The organism is Kamptonema animale CS-326 (assembly GCF_028330895.1).
Taxonomy (GTDB): domain Bacteria; phylum Cyanobacteriota; class Cyanobacteriia; order Cyanobacteriales; family Microcoleaceae; genus Kamptonema; species Kamptonema formosum.
This window is the reverse complement of the sequence record NZ_JAQMUA010000204.1, coordinates 1-22,188: the sequence shown is the minus strand read 5'-3', so window position 1 is coordinate 22,188 and position 22,188 is coordinate 1. Positions and strand designations below refer to the sequence as shown.

General features: G+C 44.1%; 17 protein-coding genes. 11 read left to right on the top strand and 6 right to left on the bottom strand.

Annotated features, from left to right (window positions below; genetic code table 11):
• The coding region (locus tag PN499_RS11900; protein ID WP_272032098.1) for a DUF4347 domain-containing protein at positions 1–3,501 on the bottom strand (3,501 nt) is incomplete at its 3' end.
• A 535-nt stretch (positions 3,502–4,036) separates the two neighbouring features.
• Here PN499_RS11900 and mtnA point away from each other — a divergent pair.
• The 3 genes from mtnA to PN499_RS11885 all read left to right on the top strand — a co-directional run bounded on the left by mtnA (position 4,037) and on the right by PN499_RS11885 (position 7,065).
• Entirely contained in the window at positions 4,037–5,098 is a 1,062-nt protein-coding gene (gene mtnA, locus PN499_RS11895) for an S-methyl-5-thioribose-1-phosphate isomerase (RefSeq protein ID WP_272032097.1), read from the top strand.
• 244 nt (positions 5,099–5,342) lie between these two features.
• Complete coding sequence (locus PN499_RS11890) at positions 5,343–6,164, top strand: HipA family kinase (RefSeq protein ID WP_272032096.1); 822 nt, start codon at positions 5,343–5,345, stop codon at positions 6,162–6,164.
• The gene (locus PN499_RS11885; RefSeq protein ID WP_272032095.1) at positions 6,148–7,065 is read left to right on the top strand and encodes a DUF3037 domain-containing protein; all 918 of its coding nucleotides are present in this window, start codon (positions 6,148–6,150) and stop codon (positions 7,063–7,065) included. Before PN499_RS11890 ends, PN499_RS11885 begins: the two co-directional genes overlap by 17 nt.
• Positions 7,066–7,097: 32 nt before the next feature.
• On the opposite strand, the gene PN499_RS11880 is transcribed toward PN499_RS11885, so the two are convergent.
• On the bottom strand, positions 7,098–8,240 hold the full coding sequence (locus PN499_RS11880) for an ABC transporter ATP-binding protein (protein WP_272032094.1): 1,143 nt from the start codon (positions 8,238–8,240) through the stop codon (positions 7,098–7,100).
• A 45-nt stretch (positions 8,241–8,285) separates the two neighbouring features.
• A complete protein-coding gene (locus PN499_RS11875) occupies positions 8,286–8,852 on the bottom strand; it encodes an HD domain-containing protein (RefSeq protein ID WP_272032093.1) in 567 nt (188 codons plus the stop codon).
• A gap of 73 nt (positions 8,853–8,925) precedes the next feature.
• Here PN499_RS11875 and PN499_RS11870 point away from each other — a divergent pair, with 73 nt between their 5' ends.
• From PN499_RS11870 to PN499_RS11855, 4 genes are all read left to right on the top strand, one after another.
• Entirely contained in the window at positions 8,926–9,504 is a 579-nt protein-coding gene (locus PN499_RS11870; RefSeq protein ID WP_272032091.1) for a Uma2 family endonuclease, read from the top strand.
• 110 nt (positions 9,505–9,614) lie between these two features.
• The gene (locus PN499_RS11865) at positions 9,615–11,078 is read left to right on the top strand and encodes an FAD-dependent thymidylate synthase (protein ID WP_272032089.1); all 1,464 of its coding nucleotides are present in this window, start codon (positions 9,615–9,617) and stop codon (positions 11,076–11,078) included.
• Positions 11,079–11,195: 117 nt separating this feature from the next.
• Positions 11,196–11,630 (top strand): dUTP diphosphatase, encoded by a 435-nt coding sequence (gene dut / locus PN499_RS11860; protein WP_272032100.1) that lies wholly within the window; start codon positions 11,196–11,198, stop codon positions 11,628–11,630.
• A 38-nt stretch (positions 11,631–11,668) separates the two neighbouring features.
• Positions 11,669–12,247 carry a deoxycytidylate deaminase gene (locus PN499_RS11855; protein ID WP_272032087.1) on the top strand — a complete coding sequence of 193 codons (579 nt, stop codon included), beginning with the start codon at positions 11,669–11,671 and terminating at the stop codon, positions 12,245–12,247.
• A gap of 213 nt (positions 12,248–12,460) precedes the next feature.
• Here the strand turns inward: PN499_RS11855 and pgsA are convergent, their stop codons facing one another.
• From pgsA to PN499_RS11840, 3 genes are all read right to left on the bottom strand, one after another.
• Positions 12,461–12,976, bottom strand: coding sequence for a CDP-diacylglycerol--glycerol-3-phosphate 3-phosphatidyltransferase (gene pgsA / locus PN499_RS11850; protein ID WP_007357033.1), 516 nt, complete (start codon positions 12,974–12,976; stop codon positions 12,461–12,463).
• 240 nt (positions 12,977–13,216) lie between these two features.
• Positions 13,217–13,924: a sugar transferase gene (locus PN499_RS11845; protein WP_272032085.1), complete on the bottom strand. Its 708-nt coding sequence runs from the start codon at positions 13,922–13,924 to the stop codon at positions 13,217–13,219.
• A gap of 555 nt (positions 13,925–14,479) precedes the next feature.
• Entirely contained in the window at positions 14,480–19,180 is a 4,701-nt protein-coding gene (locus tag PN499_RS11840; RefSeq protein WP_272032084.1) for an acetate and sugar kinases/Hsc70/actin family protein, read from the bottom strand.
• Between the two features lie 482 nt (positions 19,181–19,662).
• Here PN499_RS11840 and PN499_RS11835 point away from each other — a divergent pair, with 482 nt between their 5' ends.
• The 4 genes from PN499_RS11835 (at position 19,663) to PN499_RS11820 (ending at position 22,124) form a co-directional block, all read left to right on the top strand.
• Positions 19,663–19,932: a hypothetical protein gene (locus PN499_RS11835; protein WP_272032083.1), complete on the top strand. Its 270-nt coding sequence runs from the start codon at positions 19,663–19,665 to the stop codon at positions 19,930–19,932.
• Between the two features lie 126 nt (positions 19,933–20,058).
• On the top strand, positions 20,059–20,769 hold the full coding sequence (locus tag PN499_RS11830; protein ID WP_007357028.1) for a Crp/Fnr family transcriptional regulator: 711 nt from the start codon (positions 20,059–20,061) through the stop codon (positions 20,767–20,769).
• A gap of 67 nt (positions 20,770–20,836) precedes the next feature.
• Positions 20,837–21,322 (top strand): universal stress protein, encoded by a 486-nt coding sequence (locus PN499_RS11825; protein ID WP_272032082.1) that lies wholly within the window; start codon positions 20,837–20,839, stop codon positions 21,320–21,322.
• Positions 21,323–21,383: 61 nt separating this feature from the next.
• Positions 21,384–22,124, top strand: coding sequence for a DUF2232 domain-containing protein (locus tag PN499_RS11820; RefSeq protein WP_272032081.1), 741 nt, complete (start codon positions 21,384–21,386; stop codon positions 22,122–22,124).
• Positions 22,125–22,188: the final 64 nt, after the last annotated feature.

The window sequence follows — 22,188 nt, the reverse complement described above, 5'->3', positions numbered from 1 at the left end:
TCCTGTTGGAGTTGGGGTTGGTGTTCCTGTTGGAGTTGGTGTTGGTGTTCCTGTTGGAGTTGGTGTTGGTGTTCCTGTTGGAGTTGGTGTGGGAGTTCCTGTTGGAGTTGGGGTTGGAGTTCCTGTTGGTGTTGGGGTTGGTGTTGGTGTTGGGGTTGGAGTTCCTGTTGGTGTTGGGGTTGGTGTTGGTGTTGGGGTTGGAGTTGGCGTTGGTGTCTGCAAGTCGTCATTTGCGATCGCGCCAATGCCAGTCGCTTTTGCTATAGTCGCATTAGTAGGAGTGCTGAGATTAACATTAAATGTTTCGTCAGCTTCAAAATTAGTATCGCCATTAACAGCAATAGTAATGGTTTTTGTTGTTTCTCCTGCGGCAAAAGTAACGCTTCCTGTGGCCGCTGTATAATCGCTGTCACCAATAGTAGCAGTGCCGTCAGACGTAGCGTAATTAACGCTGACTGCTTGGGAACTAGCATTATTTAAGCTAACAGTAAATACAGCATTTGTAGTGCCGCTGTTGCCTTCTGTAACCGTGATATCGTTAATGCTGATACTAGGTTCGGTAGATTGAGTATCATCATTAGTAATAGTGCCAATACCAGTCGCTTTGCTAATAGTCGCATTAGTAGGAGTGCTGAGATTAACATTAAATGTTTCGTCAGCTTCAAACTTAGTATCGCCGTTGACAGCAACATTAATAGTTTTTGTGGTTTCTCCTGCGGCAAAGGTAACGCTTCCTGTGGCTGCTGTATAATCGCTATCCGCAGTGGTAGCAGTACCGTCTGATGTGGCGTAATTAACAGTAACCGGTAAATTAGAAGCGGCTGAAAGAGTAGCAGTAAAAGCGGCATTAACAGTACCAGAATTCCCCTCGGCGACCACTACATCATTGATAGAAATGCTAGGACTATCATCATTGGTAATAGTCGCGGTGGCAGTGCTTGTGGTGACTGTAGAACTTTCCGGCGCTGCTGTCAAATTCGGATTAGACAAAGTGGCAATAATTGTCTCATCAGCTTCACCTAATGTTTCTCCCAAAACATCAACGGTGATGGTTTTGCTTGTCTCGCCAGCGGCAAAGGCGATCGTACCTGTTGCCGTAGTAGCGCCGCCTGCATTGATATTGATGTTGTTGTAGTCTGCGCCGTTAGTAGCCGTGCCTGCGATCGCATAATCTACCGTACTCGCTACCCCAATACCGCCGCTGCGGGTGACAGTGTAGGTGACAGTTTGAGTGCCAGAATTGCCCTCAGTTAGAGAACCTGTAGCGGGATTTGTCAGCGCGATCGCATAAGAAATCGGGTCATTCGCAGAAATCGTAACTGTAGCATTGCTATTAGTGGTATCTATGGTGTAATTGCCAGTACCTAAATTAAGTCGCAGCGTCTCTCCAATCTCAGGAATAGTATCGTCAACTGGAGTGAGAGTGACATCAACAAAATCTTGTCCGTTGGGAATTGTCACTGTCACGTTAGAAGCCGCAACTGCTACGCTGCCACCCGTAGGGCTGTAATCAGCAGCAACAGCGGTACTACTATTATCAATAGTGAGATTAACAGTCAGATCGCCTAACGTGCTACCAGTGCGACTAATGCGAAAAGTACCTGCACTTCCACCTTCAATAGCTGTATTGGTTGGGGCCGTAATGCTTACGGTTTGCTGTAGTTCAAAAGCACCAATGTCAGCAGCAATGCCAGAGGGTCGGGGTAAGTTACGCTGATCGGTATTAGGTGCGATCAAAGTGTTACCCGCATTGATCGCGGGACTGCCTGCATTCAGTGCATGAGTTTGGGTAGGGCCGCCGTTATTTTGCAGCGCTGCCAGATTTGGGTTAATGGGAGTGCCAGCAGTGCCTACTTTGTCGCCATTAACCCCGTCTATGAAGCTAGTACCATTTCCAATTCCAATTAAATTATTGCCCTCACTTGTAAATCCACTATCTATATCAGGATTTGAGCCAGCAGTGTTCCCAGCAATAATCGTGTTACGGACATTTGCCGTACCAGTGTTAAAGATGCCCCCGCCTTGGTTTGTTGCACTATTGAGAGTAAGAGTGCTGCTTCTCAAATTCAGCGTACCGCCATTTCTGATCGCGCCAAAGTTGGTAGTTGCCGTGTTAGCAGAAAACGTGCTGTTAGTAATCGTTGCTGGGCCATTGTTGTCGATACCGCCGCCTTGTAAAGCCTGGTTGCTATTGAACGTGCTGTTGGTGACACTCAATGGCTCGGCGGTATCGTTTTTAATCGCACCGCCCCCAGCCGCCGAAATGTTGCCAGTAAAAGTGCTATCGGTAATGCTTAATGGTTCGCTCCCACCTCTGTGGTAAATCGCGCCACCACCCTCAGTATTTTGTGAACTATTCCCAGTAAACGTGCTGCCAGTAATGTTTACTGTACCGCTATCGATCAGGATCGCACCTCCGCCTTGGCTGTTTATATCCGTTGTGTTTTCGGTGAAAGTGCTGTTGACAATGGTTAAAATAGTGCCGGTATTATCCTGCCTGATCGCACCGCCGCCCGAATTAGTGGCGGTATTGGCAGTAAAGGTGGAATTCGTGATAGTCGCCGTGCCCTTGTTGTAGAGAGCACCTCCTGCTCCAGCGGTGTTACTGGAGAAGGTAACGTTGGTAAGGTTCAGGATGACACCCAAAGCGTTATCAATGCCGCCAGTCCCATTAGCAAAGGTGAGGTTAGAAATGCTAACAGGGCCGCTAGTAGTGGTAAGTATCTGGAATGCGTTGTTACCGCTGACTGTTAAAGTAGCTGCACCTGGGCCGTTCACACTGACGCTTTCATTAATAGTTGGTAATGTCGCAGTGAGGGTAATTGTGCCAGTAATGCCAGTCAGGTCAATAGTGTCGTTAGTATTGTTAAAAACAATAGCAGTGAGATCGGCATTTACGGGTGTATTGGTGTTGAGAGAAGTAATTGCTTCGCGCAGAGTGATCGTGCCGTCAACAGCAATAGTATCTGCTGTACTGTTTACATTAATAGTTGTCAGTACAGAGGTGTAAGCTGCGATCGCATCTTGGCTGAATGCCAAAGGTGTCTCAATCGAACCAATTGTTACTTCTAAATCCCAATCACCGCCTAATGCAGCACTCCCTGTAAGACTTTTGGAGGCAGCGATATCTGCACTCGTAAGTTGATTGAGGCGAGAGATAAAATTTTTCCCTTCTATTTGGGCTGCCACGTTGCAACCATAAAGAAGGATGTCAGCATTGGGAGTTAAAGCATTTTTCCACTGCTGAAACTGACTAGCGTATACGTCTAAATTGTGAGAATTTAGCTCAATTGCGCCCAGTTGCAAATTTCCAGGGCCGCCGTGAGAAACGATGTGAATGGCAGAAATATTAGTACAACTAGCAAGTAACTGTGTAATTTGCTCGACTCCATCTCCCGCCGCGTCCAGTATAAATACTTCTTTTCCTGGTTCAGCACTCTGTGCAAGACTTTGGTAATCTTCAACGGTAGAGTCAATAAAAACTATTTGTGTATTGTTCATGATGAGTTTTCCTGATAGATGCAAGTGGGATTGATGATGACTTTTCCCAGTAAATACAAATACAGCCAGATGAACAGGACTTATGCACTTTGAAGTCAGAAACCTGGTTTCTTCGTAAATTTCTAGCGAGAAACCAATTATTTTTCTGAGAATCCCGGTTTCTGTGCGAAGTCCTAATCAAATAGCGATCGCCTTGCCAACAATGCAAATTATTATTGAAAAATAACCATTAACTTGACAGTAATGGCTGAACTAAGTTTATGAGCGGCAAAACGAAATACTTGAGTCATCGCCTGACTTAAAGTTCAAGGACAACAACTAGAACAAATTCGTTCCCAATTCTAGTAAAAATATCTGTAGGGCAAGCATTCCGGCAGTAAATCTCTGCGTCTAGCCAATAACTTATCGGCGGCCAGGCTTCGCTCCTACAAAATTGAGAGGCTACCCTGGATGTATCCCTGGCAACATTGGGGAATTACCGCTAATATGGCATGATTAGGTTGATCGGTGATATTTTTAAGTTCCCTTCACGTCTATGACCTCCCAAAGCACTCAAGTTTCCCCTGTTATCTGGAAAGAAGACCGCGTATATCTCATTGACCAAAATCGACTTCCCAGCGAGTATACACTTGTCGAAATTAGCTGCTGCGAAGATATGGCAGAGGCGATTAAGACCATGATTGTCCGAGGTGCTCCAGCGATTGGTATTGCGGCGGCCTACGGCATTTATTTAGGTGCAAGAGAAATTGAAACTACTGACCGCGATCAGTTTTTAACTAAACTCGAAGCAATCGGCGATTTATTAGCTGCAACTCGTCCTACTGCTGTTAATTTGTTTTGGGCAATATCGCGAATGCTGAAAACTGCCCATCAAACTAGCGGTTCTGTCGAACAAGTGCAAAAAGCTTTGTTAGAAATGGCGAAAACCATTCATGCAGAAGATTTGCAAACTTGTAAAGATATTGGCGATAAAGGTTTAGAAGTATTGCCAAAAACTCCAGAAAAGCTAACTCTTTTAACTCACTGCAATGCAGGTGGTTTAGCAACTGCTGGCTACGGTACAGCTTTAGGTGTAGTCCGTTCCGCTTGGCGAGATGGAAGATTAGCAAGAGTTTTTGCTGATGAAACTCGCCCCCGCCTTCAAGGTGCAAAATTAACAACTTGGGAATGCGTGCAAGAAGAGATTCCGGTCACTTTAATTAGTGATAATATGGCGGCTCACTGCATGAAACAAGGTTTAATTCATGCTGTAGTTGTCGGTGCTGATAGAATTACAGCTAATGGCGATGCCGCTAATAAGATTGGCACTTATAGTTTAGCAATTGTTGCTAAGGCTCATAATGTCCCATTTTTTGTAGCTGCACCTCTATCTACGATTGATTTTGCATTATCAAATGGCGATTTAATTCCGATTGAAGAACGCAATCCAGTTGAACTTTATCAAGTTGGGACCACGCGAATTTGTCCGGTGGGCATTGATTTTTACAATCCCGCGTTTGATGTTACGCCTGCTGAATTAATTACTGCAATTATTACAGAGTATGGCGCGGTTACTCCAGGGGAATTAAAACAGTTTCAGGCTAAGCAATTAGTTTAATTATTAACGGTTAACGGTTAACAGTTAACCGTTAACTGTTATAATGGTACAGTTTAAATGTAGGGTGGGCATTGCCGCACATAATCTTTAATTATTAGCCGATATTCATCGCCGGCAATGCCCACCTTACAAATTATACCTTGACTTGGTTTCGGCGAGCGTGCCGATCGCCATGTGCCAATTGCGTAAGTTCTGTTGTATTTTACTATGAGAAGAATATACTTAAATTTTATATTTTCTTTACATGGGCAAAAGTGAAAACACAGAAAACACTAGGGAATACTGGAAGGAACAGCTAAACAATGCGCTTTTAAAACCAGAAATACCCATCAGCGCCATAACTTTTCGCAAAGGGTGGAGAACGAAAGCAGAACCAGTTTTGCTAAAGTGTAATGATGGTAGAGAGTATGTGGTTAAAGGTCAGCAAGCAGGCAGACAAATCGTAAACGACCATATTACTGCGAGGCTTGGCTTTGCAATAGGCGCACCAGTTGGCGAACCTAAGATTGTTGAAGTTTCGGCTGAACTGATTGCAATTGAACCTAATCTCTATCATATTCCTTCAGGCACAGCACACGCTACTCTCTATATACCAGATTGCCTTGATAGTTGGGAGTTGATGGCCACCAGCGAAACTGAAAATAGATCCAGGTTTGCTCTGCTTGCTGTGTTGTACGGATGGGTCTATGCTAATGACATCCAGTTTATTTTCCACAAGACTCCACCACGATTAGTTTTCTCGGTGGATCACGGTCATTTCTTTCCGAGTGGCCCTGATTGGACAGAGTATGACCTAATACAAGCACCCCAAGCTGAACTAAACTCGTATTTGTGTGAGAATTGCAATTTTACTGAAGATGAGATTAGCTCCGCACTCCGGGCGCTTGAAAGCGTCAGCGAACAAACAATCATTCAAGCGGTGGCGGCTCCGCCTAATGAGTGGGGGCTAACTCTTGACGAGCGTGTTACTCTAGTAGAATACCTAACTAGACAGCAACAACAATTACTAACTTTTTTTAAGCGCTTTCTTATAGAGGGAGGCAAAAGCAATGGCAAGCAGATATAGTATCGTTCAATACGTCCCCAATCCCATCGCTGACGAACGGATTAATATTGGTGTTGTTGCTTTTGATGACCATCATGTGCGCGTACAATTTTTGAATAATTGGAGTCGGGTACAAACTTTTGGCCGCGAAGATATTCATTTTCTCAGAGACTTTGCGAAACAAATGAACAAAGCTGCGGGGGAAGGTTTACTTTTCCCTGGAGATAGACCAGATGACACTCCTAAACATGAGCGATTAACAAAAATCGCACGGGATTGGATTAACAGTATTCAATTCACAGAACCTCGCGGTTCTTTAGAGAATGTCGATAGTTTATTAGAAGATATCGCGCAGACTTACTTGGTTAATTTAGTTTCCGAAAAAGAACCTCGTGGTTCTTTAGAAAATGTCGATAGTTTATTAGAAGATACCGCGCAGACTTACTTGGTTGATTTAGTTTCCGAAAAAATCAAGCGAAATCGCCAAGATGCTGCGAGAATTACAAATTCTCTAATTAGAAAAACTATCCTATCATATAATGATAGACCAGCCTTGAAAGAAATGCTAAAAAATGATTTTCTGGTCAGAGGAAGTCACAAAGAGCACAAGTTTGATGTGGTTATGGCTAATGGTCAACCTTACTTTGCAGCGCATGGAATATCATTTGAGGTTCAGAGTCCTGAAAGTATCAAAGATTCTATTTCTTGGATGATTTCTGATGTTAAAGAGTCTAACTATAAATTGCCTATAGGAATTGTCGCACTTCCCCCAAAACAAGAATCGCCAGATTACAAGAAATTAAATGAAATGTATCAAAAGACTACCTCTACTTACAGAAGTTTGGGGGCAGAAGTTTTACAAGAAGATGAAGTGCAACCTTGGGCATCTCACACAATTGAATCAGCTATTCTATCAGCTTAATTATAAATTATTCTAGATAGATAGGCCCGAATCTATGGATATAGAGCATCGCCAGTAGTAGGATCGAATACAAATAGATGATTAAAATCTAGTTGCACAGAAATGCGATCGCCGGCACGTAAACGCACATTTGCGGGTACTTGTATCTGTATAGATGTTACGGAATCATCTCCCCCTAAAATGGGCAAAGCAGCACGGATTAAAGTTTCTCGTCCCAGAGGTTCAACTACTCTTACTTCAACTTCTAAAGGCAATTTCTCTAATGCCCAAAGATCGCTATTTAAGTCGTCTTCCTGTTTACTAAAACTGCCAAATATTTCTACGTATTCGGGGCGAATCCCTAAATCAAAACCTTGCCCATCGCGTGGTTGCAATCTCTCACGAATTGATGGCGGACAGGCTAAAGATTGACTTCCTATTTGAAAAGTGCTATTAGTATAAGTTGCAGGTAAAATATTCATTGAAGGATTGCCTAAGAATGTGGCAACCATCCGGTTAGCAGGTTTAGCATAAATGTTTTGAGGTTCGCCAATTTGTTGGATCTTACCCTGATTTAATACTACAATTTTATCAGCTAATGTCATCGCTTCTACTTGATCGTGAGTAACATAAATTGTAGTAATTCCTAGTCGTTGATGTAATTGTTTTAGTTCTGCTCTTGTGTCGTCTCGCAATTGGGCATCGAGGTTAGATAAAGGTTCATCTAATAGAAATATTTTCGGTTCTCGTGCGATCGCTCTTCCTAATGCTACCCGCTGTTGTTGCCCTCCTGATAACTGTTTGGGTTTGCGGTTGAGGAGGTGATCGATAGAAAGAGAACGGGCTACATTTTCAACTCTCTCTCTAATTTTTGTGGCTTCAAAATTACGCATTTTTAACCCAAATGCCAAATTTTCTGCTACTGTCATGTGCGGGTAAAGGGCGTAATTTTGAAATACCATTGCGACATCTCTTTGTCGGGCGGGGACATTGTTAACTAAAGTATCTTGAATGTAGAGATTGCCAGAGGTAGCGGTTTCTAAACCTGCAATTGTCCGCATAATTGTAGATTTGCCACAACCGGAAGGCCCGACTAAAACCCAAAATTCGCCATCGGGGACTTTAAAGGTAATGTCTTCAATAGCGGTGACATTATTAAATCGTCTAGTAATATTTTCTAATCGCAGATTTGCCATTTTGTTGTTCTTATTTATTAACAGTTAACAGTTAACAGTTAACAGTTAACCATTAACTAATTTTTCTAACTCTAAAACTACGCGATCTAATTCTTCAACAACGGGTGTTGATTCAGGTTTGCGAAATGCTTCTACTAAAGAGCGATAATACCAGAGACTTCCCTCTTTTCCACCTTTAAAGCGTTCCCAAATTAAATCTCCAATTTGGCGGTAATCATTGACAATTGACCTAGCATTATACAGCTTATCGGCGGCTGAAACTAATCTTACCGATCGCGTTGCTGTGGGGATGTGGGCGATGTAGGCTTCCTTGCGCGATCGCCAAGGGGGTTTCGGAGTCACGTCTGAGTCCGTACACCCATCTACAATCGCCGTTACAGCATCTCCAAAGCGGCGGCGAATCTCTTGGCGGGTAGCGTCGCCGCCTTGGTCTTCGATCGCATCGTGGAGGAGGGCCGCGATCGCTTCATCCTCATTCGCACCATATTCTAAGGCAATACTAGCAACACCTAACAAATGAGCAATGTAAGGAACACCCGAACCTTTACGGACTTGATTAGCATGGAGTTCGGTAGCATAAATGAGAGCTTCTGTAAATCTACTTGATAGCATTTTTTTATGTTTATTTGCTCAAGTTTGTGTTTGAATAGTAACAGTCAGTTTTTTCTCGGAATGAGGTAACAAAATGGTAATTGCCATTAATCCAACTTTAGCAGATAAATCGGAAGAATTGCAAGTAGAAGAGCCGCAAAAAGTTTTATCCTTAGAAGAGTTTATCGCCCACCCTCCCGACAGGATGGAATGGGTTGACGGTCAATTAGTGGAGAAAACAGGAATGGGTTTTAAACATGGTCTTGCTCAATCTAAACTAGCTACTTACTGGGGGAACTACAAAAAATCCAGCGGGCAAGGAGGAGAAGTTATTACTGAAGTTCTTTGTCGCACTCAAAAACAGGGTCGTCGTCCTGATGTTGCTTATATTACACCCGATCTGATACCGACAGAGAATTTGACAATATTTCCTCAAAGTTTTCCGCTGATTGCTGAGGTGGTTTCTCCTGATGATAGTGCTGAAGAATTATTTGCCAAAGCTCAGGAATATTTAGAATCAGGTTGTCAAGAAGTGTGGCTATTGTTCCCGGAAGCGAAGTTAATTTTAATTAACGATCGGCAGCGGTGGATATTATTTAATTCGGTGGAAATTGTCAGCACTCAGAATGTGCTTTTAGGTTTTAGCGTGGCAGTCAATGAATTATTAGCATAAATTTAGTTACTAAAATAGTTGCTAAAGTTCTCAGATTATGGAATGATATATAACGATTGAGGTTCGTCTAACTACCGCCCTCGCTATTGACCAGTAAAAAACAACATATAATGGATAGATTCAGAGTAGAGGTTATTTCTCAAACGCCCAATCCTCAGCAAGTAATTTATGCTGCACTCCATCAAGACTATACTGAGAATTTTGTATTTGATGAGCGCGATTCCTGGCCATCAGATGCACAATGTGGCGAAATTATTGTTAAGCGTCTCTTAGCAGGAGAAAGGGGGCATTATGGCCCATTAGAACATCCCCAAATTGTGTTTAATTGCGGTTACTTTCCTCATAGTGTTATGCAGCAGGCGAGGACTCATCGTGTTGGAGTATCCTTTGATGTACAATGTCTGGCTGCTGATACCCTAATTACTTTTGTTGATAGCGAAGGAAGTGCTGGCAAGAAAAATTTGAGCAAAACAATTGGAGAACTGTATGACCTTTGGACTAATGGGGAAAAGGCGATTCGTTCTCGGTCTATTCGAGGTCGAAATGGTGAACCACCAGGCGAATATCGTCGTGACTGTAAGCAAAGAATCCGTAAAATGCGCTTACGAGTTTTAAACGAACAAACTGGCTTGTTTGAAGTGGGTCATATCAAAGATGTAATGTGTAGCGGTATTCAACCAGTCTATAAAGTTACATTGGAAGATGGCAAGACTTTAGAGTGTACTACCAATCACCGTTTATTCACCGCAAATGGTTGGCAAACAATGAAAGATGCGGTTGGGTTGATAACTAATGCAGATGGTAACGTCGTTGGTATGACCAAAGACTCTTATGTTATGTGCAATGGTTTGTTAGCAACAGATGATCGGCTTTACACAGACCAATCATGGATCGAAAACCAAAAAAACTCTTACGAATACATTCATCAAAACAGTGTAGAGATTGAATTTGCACAAGCTTATTCGCCAATATTAGAGCCTCAGAATTGGCAAGTAAAGCCAAAGCCAAAGGGTAGAAAATTGCGTTCTCATCCGGTAAAAGTCAGGAGTGTTGAATATGTTGGCGAACAAATGACTTACGACTTAGAAGTGGATGGTGAATGGCATAATTTTGTTGCCAATGGTTTAGTAGTGCATAATTCCCTACGATATACCGGCAATCAATTTCTGGACGTAGCCATCGGCAAAAAAGACATTGAAGACGTTTTCTACCTCCGTCCCGTAGATTATTATACTGACCGCGAAGGCAAAAAATACTACTACTCTCCCGAACAAAGAGAACAAGATTTACAGTGGTGTTTAGAAGCAGTTAAACGCTACAAAATTGACTTTGACGCAGGGATGTCGGAGGAACACGCTAGAGGCAAATTACCCTTTGATTATCGCCAGCATTTTATAGTTAGCTTCAACTTAAGGTCTTTCCTACATTTTTGTGACCTCAGAAACAAGAAAAATGCTCAACTTGAAATTCAAAAACTCTGCGAAATGATGTGGCCTCATTTCGAGAATTGGGCTCCTGCTATCGCTGAGTGGTATACAACTACTCGTCTAGGAAAAGCAAGGCTAGCACCGTGATCTTTGACGGTTTTTATTTATAGCTGATGGTGATAAAATGTTCGTAGCGCTGCCCTCTGGACGATGATTTTACCGCCCAGAGGGCGACGTTACGCGATCGATAAAAATGCAAAATCAATGAAGTTAAAAATCCTGCAACTGAATGAATTAGCCATAATTCCTAAATATGCCCATGAGTATGATGCGGGACTTGACTTATTCTCCATAGATGAATTAGAAATTGCTCCCGGAGAAAGCAAATTAATCCATACAGGAATATCCATAGAATTACCTCACAAAACAGAGGCTCAAATTCGTCCTAGAAGTGGTTTGGCTCTGAAACATCAAATTACCGTACTCAACACTCCTGGGACTATAGATGAAGGCTATAGAGGTGAAATTGGGGTGATTTTAATCAATCACGGTCAAACTAATTTTAAAGTAAAAAGAGGGATGAAAATTGCTCAAATGGTAATAGCGCCAGTAATTCATGTTGAAATTGAAGAAGTTGAGATGTTAAGTTCCAGCTCTAGGGGGGATAATGGGTTTGGATCGACAGGAATATTGCAATAAATTGCTCTAACTGGTAAAGCTCTAATTCTACACTTTGAATGTACAATACACCTGATAATTACGAACCTCCTCACAGACCAACTTGGGACGAATATTTTCTAATGTTGGCAAAACTCGCGGCCACGCGCTCAACTTGCCTCGCTTTTCCCGTAGGCGCAGTAATAGTTAAAGATCGCCAAGTTGTAGCCACAGGATATAATGGTTCCCCATCGGGTTCAGTTCACTGCACTGCTCAAGGATTCTGCTATCCGGGTTTGAGTAGTTGCGATGCTAGTCAAGCATTGCCATCCCGTGCTATTCATGCTGAGGCAAATTCGATCGCGCAGGCTGCCAGACACGGCATTAGTACCGCTGGCGGTAGCATTTATGTCACCCTAGAACCTTGTATTTATTGTTTGAAATTAATCATTTCAGCAGGAATTAGGGAAGTGTTTTACGAATCTGTTTTCAATAGTGGGGATAAGGCTAAAGTCAGAGATTCTTTCGTAAGTGAAGGTATTGTGACTATCAAACAAGTTCAGCTATCAGAAGCTACTGCAAAAATGGCGGCTATCTACTTGCTTAATCCAACTTCTATAACGAAGAACTCGTTAATGGATGTTATAGCTAGGGGCTAGGGATTAGGGGCTAGGGCGTGTTTTCTTGCCTCGTTGTATCGTAGAAAATGGCGATCGCAAGCAATTGTTTAATGGGTAGCAACCACTAGACTAATTTAAATTTCTGGATACTAGAAATAGGTCGATATCCAGTAAGTAGCTAACGAATGGTTTAACAGACAGGACTTACGCAAGCACGTTATATATAGCGTGCTTGCGTAAGTCCTGATATAGCTAAACAGGCTCATTTTTTTCTGGCCATAAATAAACTGCACCAGAAATCAACGTCAAGAGCACAGAAATCCAGAAAGCCACTAGAGAAGGAACTACCCAGACATCAGGTAGGGGAGCGATTAAAAGTGCGATCGCCACTATTTGACTAACTGTTTTCAATTTTCCCCAAATATTAGCCCCCGAAATCGCCGTTTTGCTCACCCGCCATCCCGCGATCGTCAACTCCCGTGCCAAAATTAAAAACACTCCCCAAGCAGGAACCTCCCCAAGTTGAATTAATACCAATAAAGGCGCAAGAACCAGCAACTTATCCACCAAAGGGTCTAAAAATTTACCTAGATCGGTAATTTGATTGAGTTTCCTAGCTAAGTAGCCATCCAGCCAATCCGTACCCGCCGCTAAGAGAAAAATCCCTAAACAAATCCAGCGAGTTTGGACAGTTGGCGACTGCAAACCATAGAGGAGAAAGGGGACTCCCAGCAAGCGAGAGAAGGTGATCCAGTTAGGCAAATTCATAATACAGGGGCTAGGGGCTAGGGGCTAGGGGCTAGGGAAGAAGGAAGAAGGAAGAAGGAAGAAGGGAAGAAGGGAAGAGAATTAAGGAATCACGAAACTACAATGTTCTAACCACCTTGGCGGTTGCTAAACAATTAAAATTGTTAACGGTTAACCGTTAACAGTTAACCGTTAACAGTTAACCGTTAACAGTTAACTATTCCCAGACTATTTAGCAAAATTATAACCCCTCCAAACTTATTAACAAGCACCGTTTTTATTGAGTACCACCCAAACTGTTTTCCAAATCAAGCTGATGTCGTAAACAACAGACCACTTACGCTGATAATCAACATCCATCCGTACAATGTCTTCAAAATCTTTCACCGTCGAACGTCCATTTGCTTGCCATTCACCGGTAATACCAGGCTTGACATTCAAGCGCATCCAGTGGTGGCTTTCATAATTAGCGACTTCATCCTGAGTTGGAGGCCGAGTTCCTACTAAACTCATCTCTCCCATCAGTACGTTCCAAAATTGCGGTAATTCATCCAAGCTAGTACAGCGTAAAAACCGTCCTACGCGCGTAATTCGAGGATCGTTCTCATTCTTGAAAATGTGACCCTTGGCTTCATTATTAACTAAATGCTTGAGCTTTTCGGCACCGACAACCATTGAACGGAATTTCCAAATTTTGAATAGCTGTCCGTTAAAACCGCAGCGAACCTGACTGTAAAACAGTGGGCCTGGGTTGTCAAATTGCATTGCGATCGCTACTGGAATTGCCACAATCGCAGTCAGGGCTAATCCTACCAAAGCTCCCAATATATCAATCAAGCGCTTTGTGAGGCTAGTTACAGATGGATGAACTGGCTCGTTCGACTGATGAACCCTGTAATTGTTGACCAAAACTAACGCCTTGATTGCGGGTATTAAGGGGAAATTAGATGTGGTAGTCACAGCTTGCACTCTGTTTTTCTAAAGGTCAATTAGCCTTCTCGTAAATATCTTACGAGACTTACTTACGAGAGAGAGTATAGAAGTGTCCAACTTTGCACAATCTTTAAAAATACCCTTGGGTATTGTAAAGTTATTGTATATTTATTTTTTAGAAAAATAAGATTTTAGTGAAATTACTGAGGAACAGATACGTAGAGATCGATTCTTAATAGCCGAATTCCGCAGACCAAAGGTAGCTCTGCTGAAGCTAGAGGGCATAATAGCAAAGGGTTCTAGTTGCTGAAAATGGGTTGACATACTTTCGTGTATTTCACCTACCTACTTACAAATAATTGGCGTAAGTCCTAAAATATATCTTTCAATACAGAAGTTTCCAAGTGAATTGAATACATTTCTTCCTAATGCTTTGGGGGGGATTCCCCATCATGGGTGTGGGGTTTTGTACTCAACTGATTTGAAATCTGCTTTAGTTTTTATAGGACTTAATACAGAGGTATCCCCAATCCTCTTAAAAAAGGGACTTCAAGTTCTGTCCTTTTTATTTAAATTAAAATGGCGATCGCTTTAAAGCCCTATTAGAGATTGAGATAGAGGCTCCTCTAGCTTTTGCTGGCTGCTTGCCATCAACCTACCTACGTATTCGCGCACATACTTAGCCTGCTCTTGATTGAGTCGATATTGGCGATTGCCTACCTGCTCAAACAGCGGCGCGGCTCCCATCATTGCTAACTCAGGATTTTCCCTAGATGCAGAACTCAGCAAGAGTGCATCTTCTTTAGAAGGCAATAGGCCTAGAGGCAATTGACCCTCTAAAATTGGCAGAATCCTTGGTAAGCAAGTACGAGTATTGAGCCCTCGGCGCTCCAAAGCCTGCGTAATTTCACTGATACTAAGAGGAGTGACGGTAAAGGCCTGCATCAGTTCCCATAGCAGAAAATAATCGCTGTACTGCTGGCGGGGCCCATCTAGAACTTGAGGATAAAGAGGTAAAGTTGCTAAACCCCAAGCAACGCGACCAATTTTGGATTTTGGGGAAGGAGAAACAGAAGGAAGATTAGCAGGGCGATCGTGAATCACGATCGCATTAGGGAGTTTCTGGCGTAACCAACGAGCGATCGCCGACCAAGAAGCATTTCCCCCGGTACAAATAGCTTGATTAATCCCTACCGGGGACATTCCAGCTTGACTGAGCATAGCGTTAACTTCGCGATTCAACTGCTGAACGAAAGGCACTAACACCTTAGTTTCCAAATCTCGCCGCTTCACTTCCCAACGGCGATCGCCAATCTCCAAATTAAACCGATCTTGGTCTTGTAAAATCACCTTCAAATTTGCCGCCGCCGCCAAAAGTTCTAATCCCAAAGGCGAACTCTGTAACCGCCCTTGCAATTGGCATCGCGCCGCCACATCCGCGTAACCCCCTCGCGGTAATTGAGTTAACGGGCCAAAAGATTCATCCTTCAGCAGCAATTGACAGATAATATCTTGGTCAATAGCATTGCCACCATAAGCAAAGCTCTGACAAGTAAAGTGTGAATAAGTTAAATTTTCTAGATTTTCCGGCAAATCTACCAAAGCTAATTCCGTAGTTATCGCCCCAGAATTAATAATTAAAGTACCCCCCGGTGCAATTTTAGAATTGAGGTTGTGAATTTTAGATTCAGCTTCTCCCAAATTTGGTGTTAATTCCGAAAGTAAAGTCGCGATCGCATCCTCAACCACAAAAATCTGAGAACTCTCCGTTACCAATCCCGCACCTAGCACCGCTTCCCGGAGGTTGTGGCGGTAAGCATCACCCCAGCCAGCCGGAGTACCCAAAATCACACCCCCCAACTGCCGCAGTGCAGCATCTAAAATCGAGGGTTCTAGTCCCACAGCGTGCAATTGCAAACCTAGAACATTTTCCCTCGCCGGATTCAATCCCCCCAACAGCGCCCCCAAACCGTGCAACAGCCAAGCTAGAGAAACATCTTCCTGCTGTGACCACTGCAACATCGGTTCAAACAGAAAACCCCCCTCACCCTCTGTATTTCCGTCCTGTAAAGCAGAACTCACATAGGGTATACCCAACTTCAAATAGTGCTTAAAATTTTGTAGTAACAGTCCCCCTTCTTCCAAAGGCAGTCCTGGCTGACCCACCGACTTAACAACCACCTTCCCCGCTAATAGAGAAACCACAGCAGGAATGCGAAAGCACTCAGATTTAGGATTTTGACCATCGACCTCCCAATAAAGGGGATAAACTTCCTTACTGTCCCGGTTTAACAGAGCCGCCGAGAGCATAGTTGTACCAAAATCAATTCCCAAATACCAGTTAGAATTTCGAGGAGTTGAAGATTGGGGAAGAGGAATCGGAAAAATCGGGAAGGATGGGGGAGATGGAGAAGGTAGGGAGGATTTCACTTCCCCATCTCCCCCATCTCCCCCATCTCCCCCCTCTCCCCACTCTTCCCCATCTCCCCCATCTCCTAGATCAAATAACCCTACCTTTTTTTTTTCACCGCCTGGAGTTTCCAGACTGCGCTTTACTTGACCTGTAGTTTGGACTTGTCGCGAGTTTAGATCCGGTCTAGGGGGGTAATTAAGCGGCGTTGCCTCCGCCTCCATTAAGCTTGATAAAATATCTTCCAGAGTCATATTGGAAGAATCGCCTTGAGAAAATTCAGGGGCTGCGGTTTCCACCTCTACAGCATGGGGTGCTGCTGTGACTGGCATATCGAAAACTTCTGTAAATAAGTCATCAAGAGTGGTCATTTCTTCTTCCGCAGAGACGATAAAGGGATTTTCTGCTTCCACTTGAGAGAAATCGCTAAAAGTAAATGGTTCTGGACTGGCAATGCTGCTGGCTTCTTCGGGGAGAGCGCTATCCATGCCTTCTAAACTGAAAAGGTCAGCCTGCAAACGTTCTAGGCTATTACGATCGAGCAAGATTCCCTGTTCTTGCTCCTCATCTGGTGGTTCTACGGGCAACAAATTTTCGTCTGGGGATGCTTGGACATAGATATCGGCATCCCACTCTGCTAGCGCGTCATATTCGGTACTTTCCTCTGAACTGCTGGCCACAGGGGTCAGGTTTTTGGGCTTTCTGAGTTCTTTTGAGGAGGTTTTTGATACCGTGCTTGGAGGCTGACCCTTTACAGGAACGTTCTCATTCTCATCTCCGAAGACATTGCTCAGATCCGCAAGTGTTTCCCTACTAGCTGGGCTATCAGGCGGGGATGGAGCTGCGGGTGCTGGTGGTTCGGGATCGAGTTCGAGCAAGGTTTCACCAAATAAGTCTGCATCTGCGATCGCTGGGCGATCGACGAAATTACCAGCGACAAATTCTGAATCTTCCGCGACTAGAAAATCTTCTAGCACATCCTCGCTCTCAGTATTAGTTATAGGTTCAGGAATTTGTTCCGGTTCCATATTGGGAGTTTCTAATAGAAAATCTTCCAGATAGTCTTCGCTTTCAGTATTTGTTAGGGTTGATTCAGGAATTTGTTCCGATTCTACATTGGCAGATTCTAATAGGAAATCTTCCAGATAGTCTTCGCTTTCAGTATTTGTTACGGTTGATTCAGGACTTGGCTCTGGTTCCACATTGGGAGATTCTAGTAGAAAATCTTCCAGATAGTCTTCGCTTTCAGTATTTGTTAGGGTTGATTCAGGACTTGGCTCTGGTTCCACATTGGCAGATTCTAATAGAAAATCTTCCAGATAGTCTTCGCTTTCAGTATTTGTTAGGGTTGATTCAGGACTTGGCTCTGGTTCCCCATTGGCAGATTCTAGTAGAAAATCTTCTAGGGAATCCTCACTATCAACATCAGCCAGAGTTGATTCCGCAATTTGCTCCGGCACAATATTGCGATCGCTAACTTCTGTAGACTCGAAAAGTGAGACAGTGGAAACTTCTCCCTTCCTACCAGAGCCTTTCTCTGGTTGCTTTGAGACTTCTACCACAGGGGTGAAGAGGCTGTCATATAAATCTTCCAGTTCGCCGCTTTCCTCAGTCATCATTGCCTCAGATGGCGTTTCAGAGCTGGAGGATTCTAGGCTCAAAAAATCATCTTCTGGGGGAATAGGAGAATGCTCTTGAGTACCTGAGTGCCTGAGTTCCTCTCTATTGTGTCTCAACTGTGCAAACTGAGGAGACAGTTCCGTTCCCGGATAGGGCAGTTTTTCCCGTTCTCCGATCTCACCCAGATCCCTTTCAGTTCTAGGCGTTGGTTCTGGGCGCGACCTAACTACCAATTCCTCCTGTAAAGCTACCTCATTTTGATTGAGGGTACTTATGGGTGCTGTGGGGGCGACTGGACGGGTTGCGGTTTCTATATTGGCGACAGGAATTGAGGATTGTACATAAGATGAAGCCTCTCGACCTAACTGTTCTGCCAAGTGGTTAACTAAAGCTGCAAACATGGCTTCACCCTGCTGCCCCAAGCTGTGCATTTTTTCAAGCCCCTGGGACAAGGATTCTTGATAGGTTTGCAGATTCCTTTGCAGTGCCTCAAATACAATGGTCAGGGTGGAATCGAGCCTCATTAAGTCGCGATCGGATTGGGCCTGTAGCAGCCGTATTTGCTCAATACGCTGGGCGGGGGTGAGAAGTGGCAGTTCCCCTGCATTTGCGTCGCCTGTTGCGGAAGCTGAGGTCAACTGTGGCGCAGATTCCGTGCCCAGGAGATTGTTTTGCAAGAACTGAGCTTCTAGGTTACTAAGTGCTTGGGCGACATCGCGAGCCAAACTTTCTTGCAAGCGTGCCATTAGTACCTGCAAGAATTCGGAAATAATTTGTTGCTGGTTAGCCTGCTGCTGAGCTAGAGAGTATTGATCTTGCCGTCGCTGCTCTAGCTGTTTAATTTCAGAGGTGAGGGCTTGCCGTTCTTGCCGTAGAGCTTGTATGTCGTCTTGTAGTGGCTGCGTGAGATTGGTACGCAGAGAGTTCATTTCTCCGATTACGGCTTGCAAGATTTGCCCCGCCGTTGAGCGAATATCGCTATCCGTAGGTGGGGGTGTTGTGGGTTGGCGATCGCGGAGATCGGGGACTTGGCGATCGCCTTGCTCTAACCCAGCTTCCTCGGCCACATCGCTGTGAGTCAGGTTTTCATTTACAACCTGTGTAGCCTTCTGTTGGGATAAATAGCTGCGAATGCGATCTAAGACTTGGCGCTGGTGGATGGTTTCGACCGAAGCCATCCAAGGTAGGCGCGGGCTGGGCTTGCTGAGTACCTCGTCAATATCAGCAAGAAGTGCCTGAATTTGATCCTGTTGAGAATTCAAGGGTGGAACCTCTACCAAATGCGGCTAGTGCGATAGATTTTGATTCATGCTGGAGATTTTGACTCTCCCCTAGCGATCGCTGAGGGATTGATTGTCATTTAGGGTAAAACCCTAACTAGGGATGTCAAAGTCCCTTTAACTATTGTGCCTAACTATTTTTGAGATGTTAGGATACTGCATACTTGACTCTTACCCGTAGCATTACTGGCTACTTTATCATGGCTGGTTTTAACCTGCGGCAGCTTTTCATCTGCTAACTCCTAACTCTGTACAATCAGTCTAATCCCTCTTCCTCCCTCACGCTCGTTACCTCAAGCTATAGGAGTTTCCACTGATGGAGGTTTGGGCAGCCGACGAATGTACTCTCTCAACACATGAGACATTGTTACATCTTTGTGGTTAGCAAATTCTTTTAGTTTTTCTAGTTCATACTGGGTAAGCCTTAAGACTAATTTTTTATCTTTATTCATGGCTAGACATTAATGGTACAATATTTGGATGGTAACATGGGAAGTTATTTGGGATTTGTCCCATTTGGCAAGAGTGATAGCAAACCTTTGGGCTATCATGACTGTGGATTTTCCTTTGATGCTGACTTCTGGCAGGTTAATTTGGCCTTTGGCTGCACTCAACTCTCGCCAGTCTTGCCCCTGCGCTGTCGGCACTCTTTGGACTCACCTGATGGGAAAATCACATATCATTTTTATTGGTTGTTGTCAAGGCTAGGGAATCTGGAAATTTCAGGTGTTTAAATGTTGCGCCTAGCTGCAATGATAGCTTTGGGCTATAAGTTCTCGGAACCGCTTTCTTGGAAAGTGGGCCGCTATTTCTAACCTGCACCGCCTCTCTTTCGCGCGTTTATTAATAAAAATGGCCTCATGGATGACCGCTACCCCCCCCGTGATTCCCAGTCCAACGTTCATCAATTAATGCTCTCTACTGCTTTTTTTTCAGGCTTGCCTGAGACTGTAACTGATAGAGCAACTGTACACATCGTTACCCGCAGCCATCCGGCCAACCAGGTGATTTTGCTAGAGAACGACTGGGGCAGTTCAGTGTATTTTATTTTGGATGGTTGGGTGAAAATTCGCACCTACAACTTGGACGGTAAAGAAGTAACGCTCAATATTTTGGGCAAAGGAGAACTATTTGGCGAAATGGCGGCGCTTGAAGAAGCCCCGCGCTCAACAGACGTAATCACTCTCGCCCCGACTTTAATCGGTAATATGCCAGCTCAGGATTTTGTCCAGTTAATTCATTCCGAGCCCTTGGCTGGGATTCGATTGGCTCAACTGATGGGGCGGCGGCTACGGCAAGTCAACCGAAGGCTGAGGTTGCGCGAGTCAGACAGTACCTCACGAGTGGCAGATATTTTGTTGTTTTTGGCAGAAGGTCAGGGGAAATCCTCTTTACAAGGAGGAACGGAGATTCCCAACCTCCCACACCGAGAATTAAGCAGTCTGAGTGGCTTAGCGCGGGAAACTGTGACGCGGGTACTGAGCAAGCTGGAAAAAAAGCAGTTAATTCGCCGCGATAAGGATGTCCTTTGTATTCCAGATATGCACGCCTTAGAACGCTTGTTAGTATAAAAGTTGGAGGCTTTGGCAGTTAATAGCTTGCTAACTGCTAATTGCTAGTTGCTATTCAGGAGAAACCATGACTTTTCACAAAATTTTTGTGGGCTTAGATGATTCAGAGTTAGGCCACAAAGTCTTTGCTCAAGCTTTAGATTTAGCGGTAGCAAACAAAGCTGAAATGATGTTATTTCACGCTGTCGTAATTAACCAGTTTGGAGAAAGGGGAACCCCGCTCCCGGTCGATCTAGCGATGAATTTTGAATTAGCAGAGCAAGCTTATCAAGCTCAAACTGTGCGAATTGAAAAGCAGTTAGAAAAAGGTCGAGCGCTATTAAGTAATTACTATAGTGCAGCGGCCAACCAGAACATTACAGCGGAATATGACTGCCAGACGGTTGAGGATGCTGGTCATTCTATTTGTGAATTTTCCCAGAATTGGGGCGCGGATTTAATTGTATTAGGAAGGCGTGGCCGCACAGGGTTGGCAGAAGTAATGCTTGGCAGTGTCAGCAATTATGTTTTACATCATACTAAGGGTTGTGTTTTAGTGGTTCAATCCCATTAATAATTAGGATAGGGGTGGCATCGATCGGGTCTGAAATCTAAATTCTAAATTCTAAAATCGGATGAGTGATTATTTTGACGCTGGCAAAGGATCTAGCCCCGCGAATTCGCCTAAAACTGAGAGCGAAAATTATGGGATAGAAGATTCAGAGCCAAAGGCAGAGCCTGCTATATCTGGCGATTTTTCTGGCCCTTTGAGTATGGTAGAAACGGCGTTTCTCGCCAGTACCGCTAGTTTAATTTGGCTGGTGAATTACTATTTTCCGATGGGCCCGCTGCTGCGGATTTTTTTCCCAGTGCCAATCGCTCTAGTATATTTGCGATGGGGTCAGAGATCGGCCTGGATGGGGGCTTTGGTTTCTGGGTTGTTGTTGTCTGTACTGATGGGCCCGACTCGCAGTATTTTATTTGTAATTCCTTTTGGGCTGTTGAGCGTGCTTTTGGGCGGACTATGGCGGCGGGGAGCTAGCTGGTCTGTTTCGATTGGTTTGGGCGCTATTGTGGGTTCCTTTGGTTTCTTTTTCCGGTTTTGGCTGCTTTCGCTACTGCTGGGGGAAGACCTCTGGCTTTATATAACCAGTCAAGTTACTGAACTCGTAGAATGGGGATTTGTGAAGTTAGGGGTGCTGGCAGTGCCAAATCTGACTTTGGTTCAGGCGATCGCAACAGCGATGATCGTGCTTAATAATATTATCTATCTATTCGTTGTACATCTAGTAGCTTTACTACTTTTAGATCGGTTGGGAAACCCCATCCCCCGCCCGCCAAATTGGGTGCAAGTTTTGATTGATTATGAGGATTAATAGCTAATGGCTAATTGCTAATAGCTAATGGCTAATTGCTAATAGCTAATGGCTAATTGCTAAT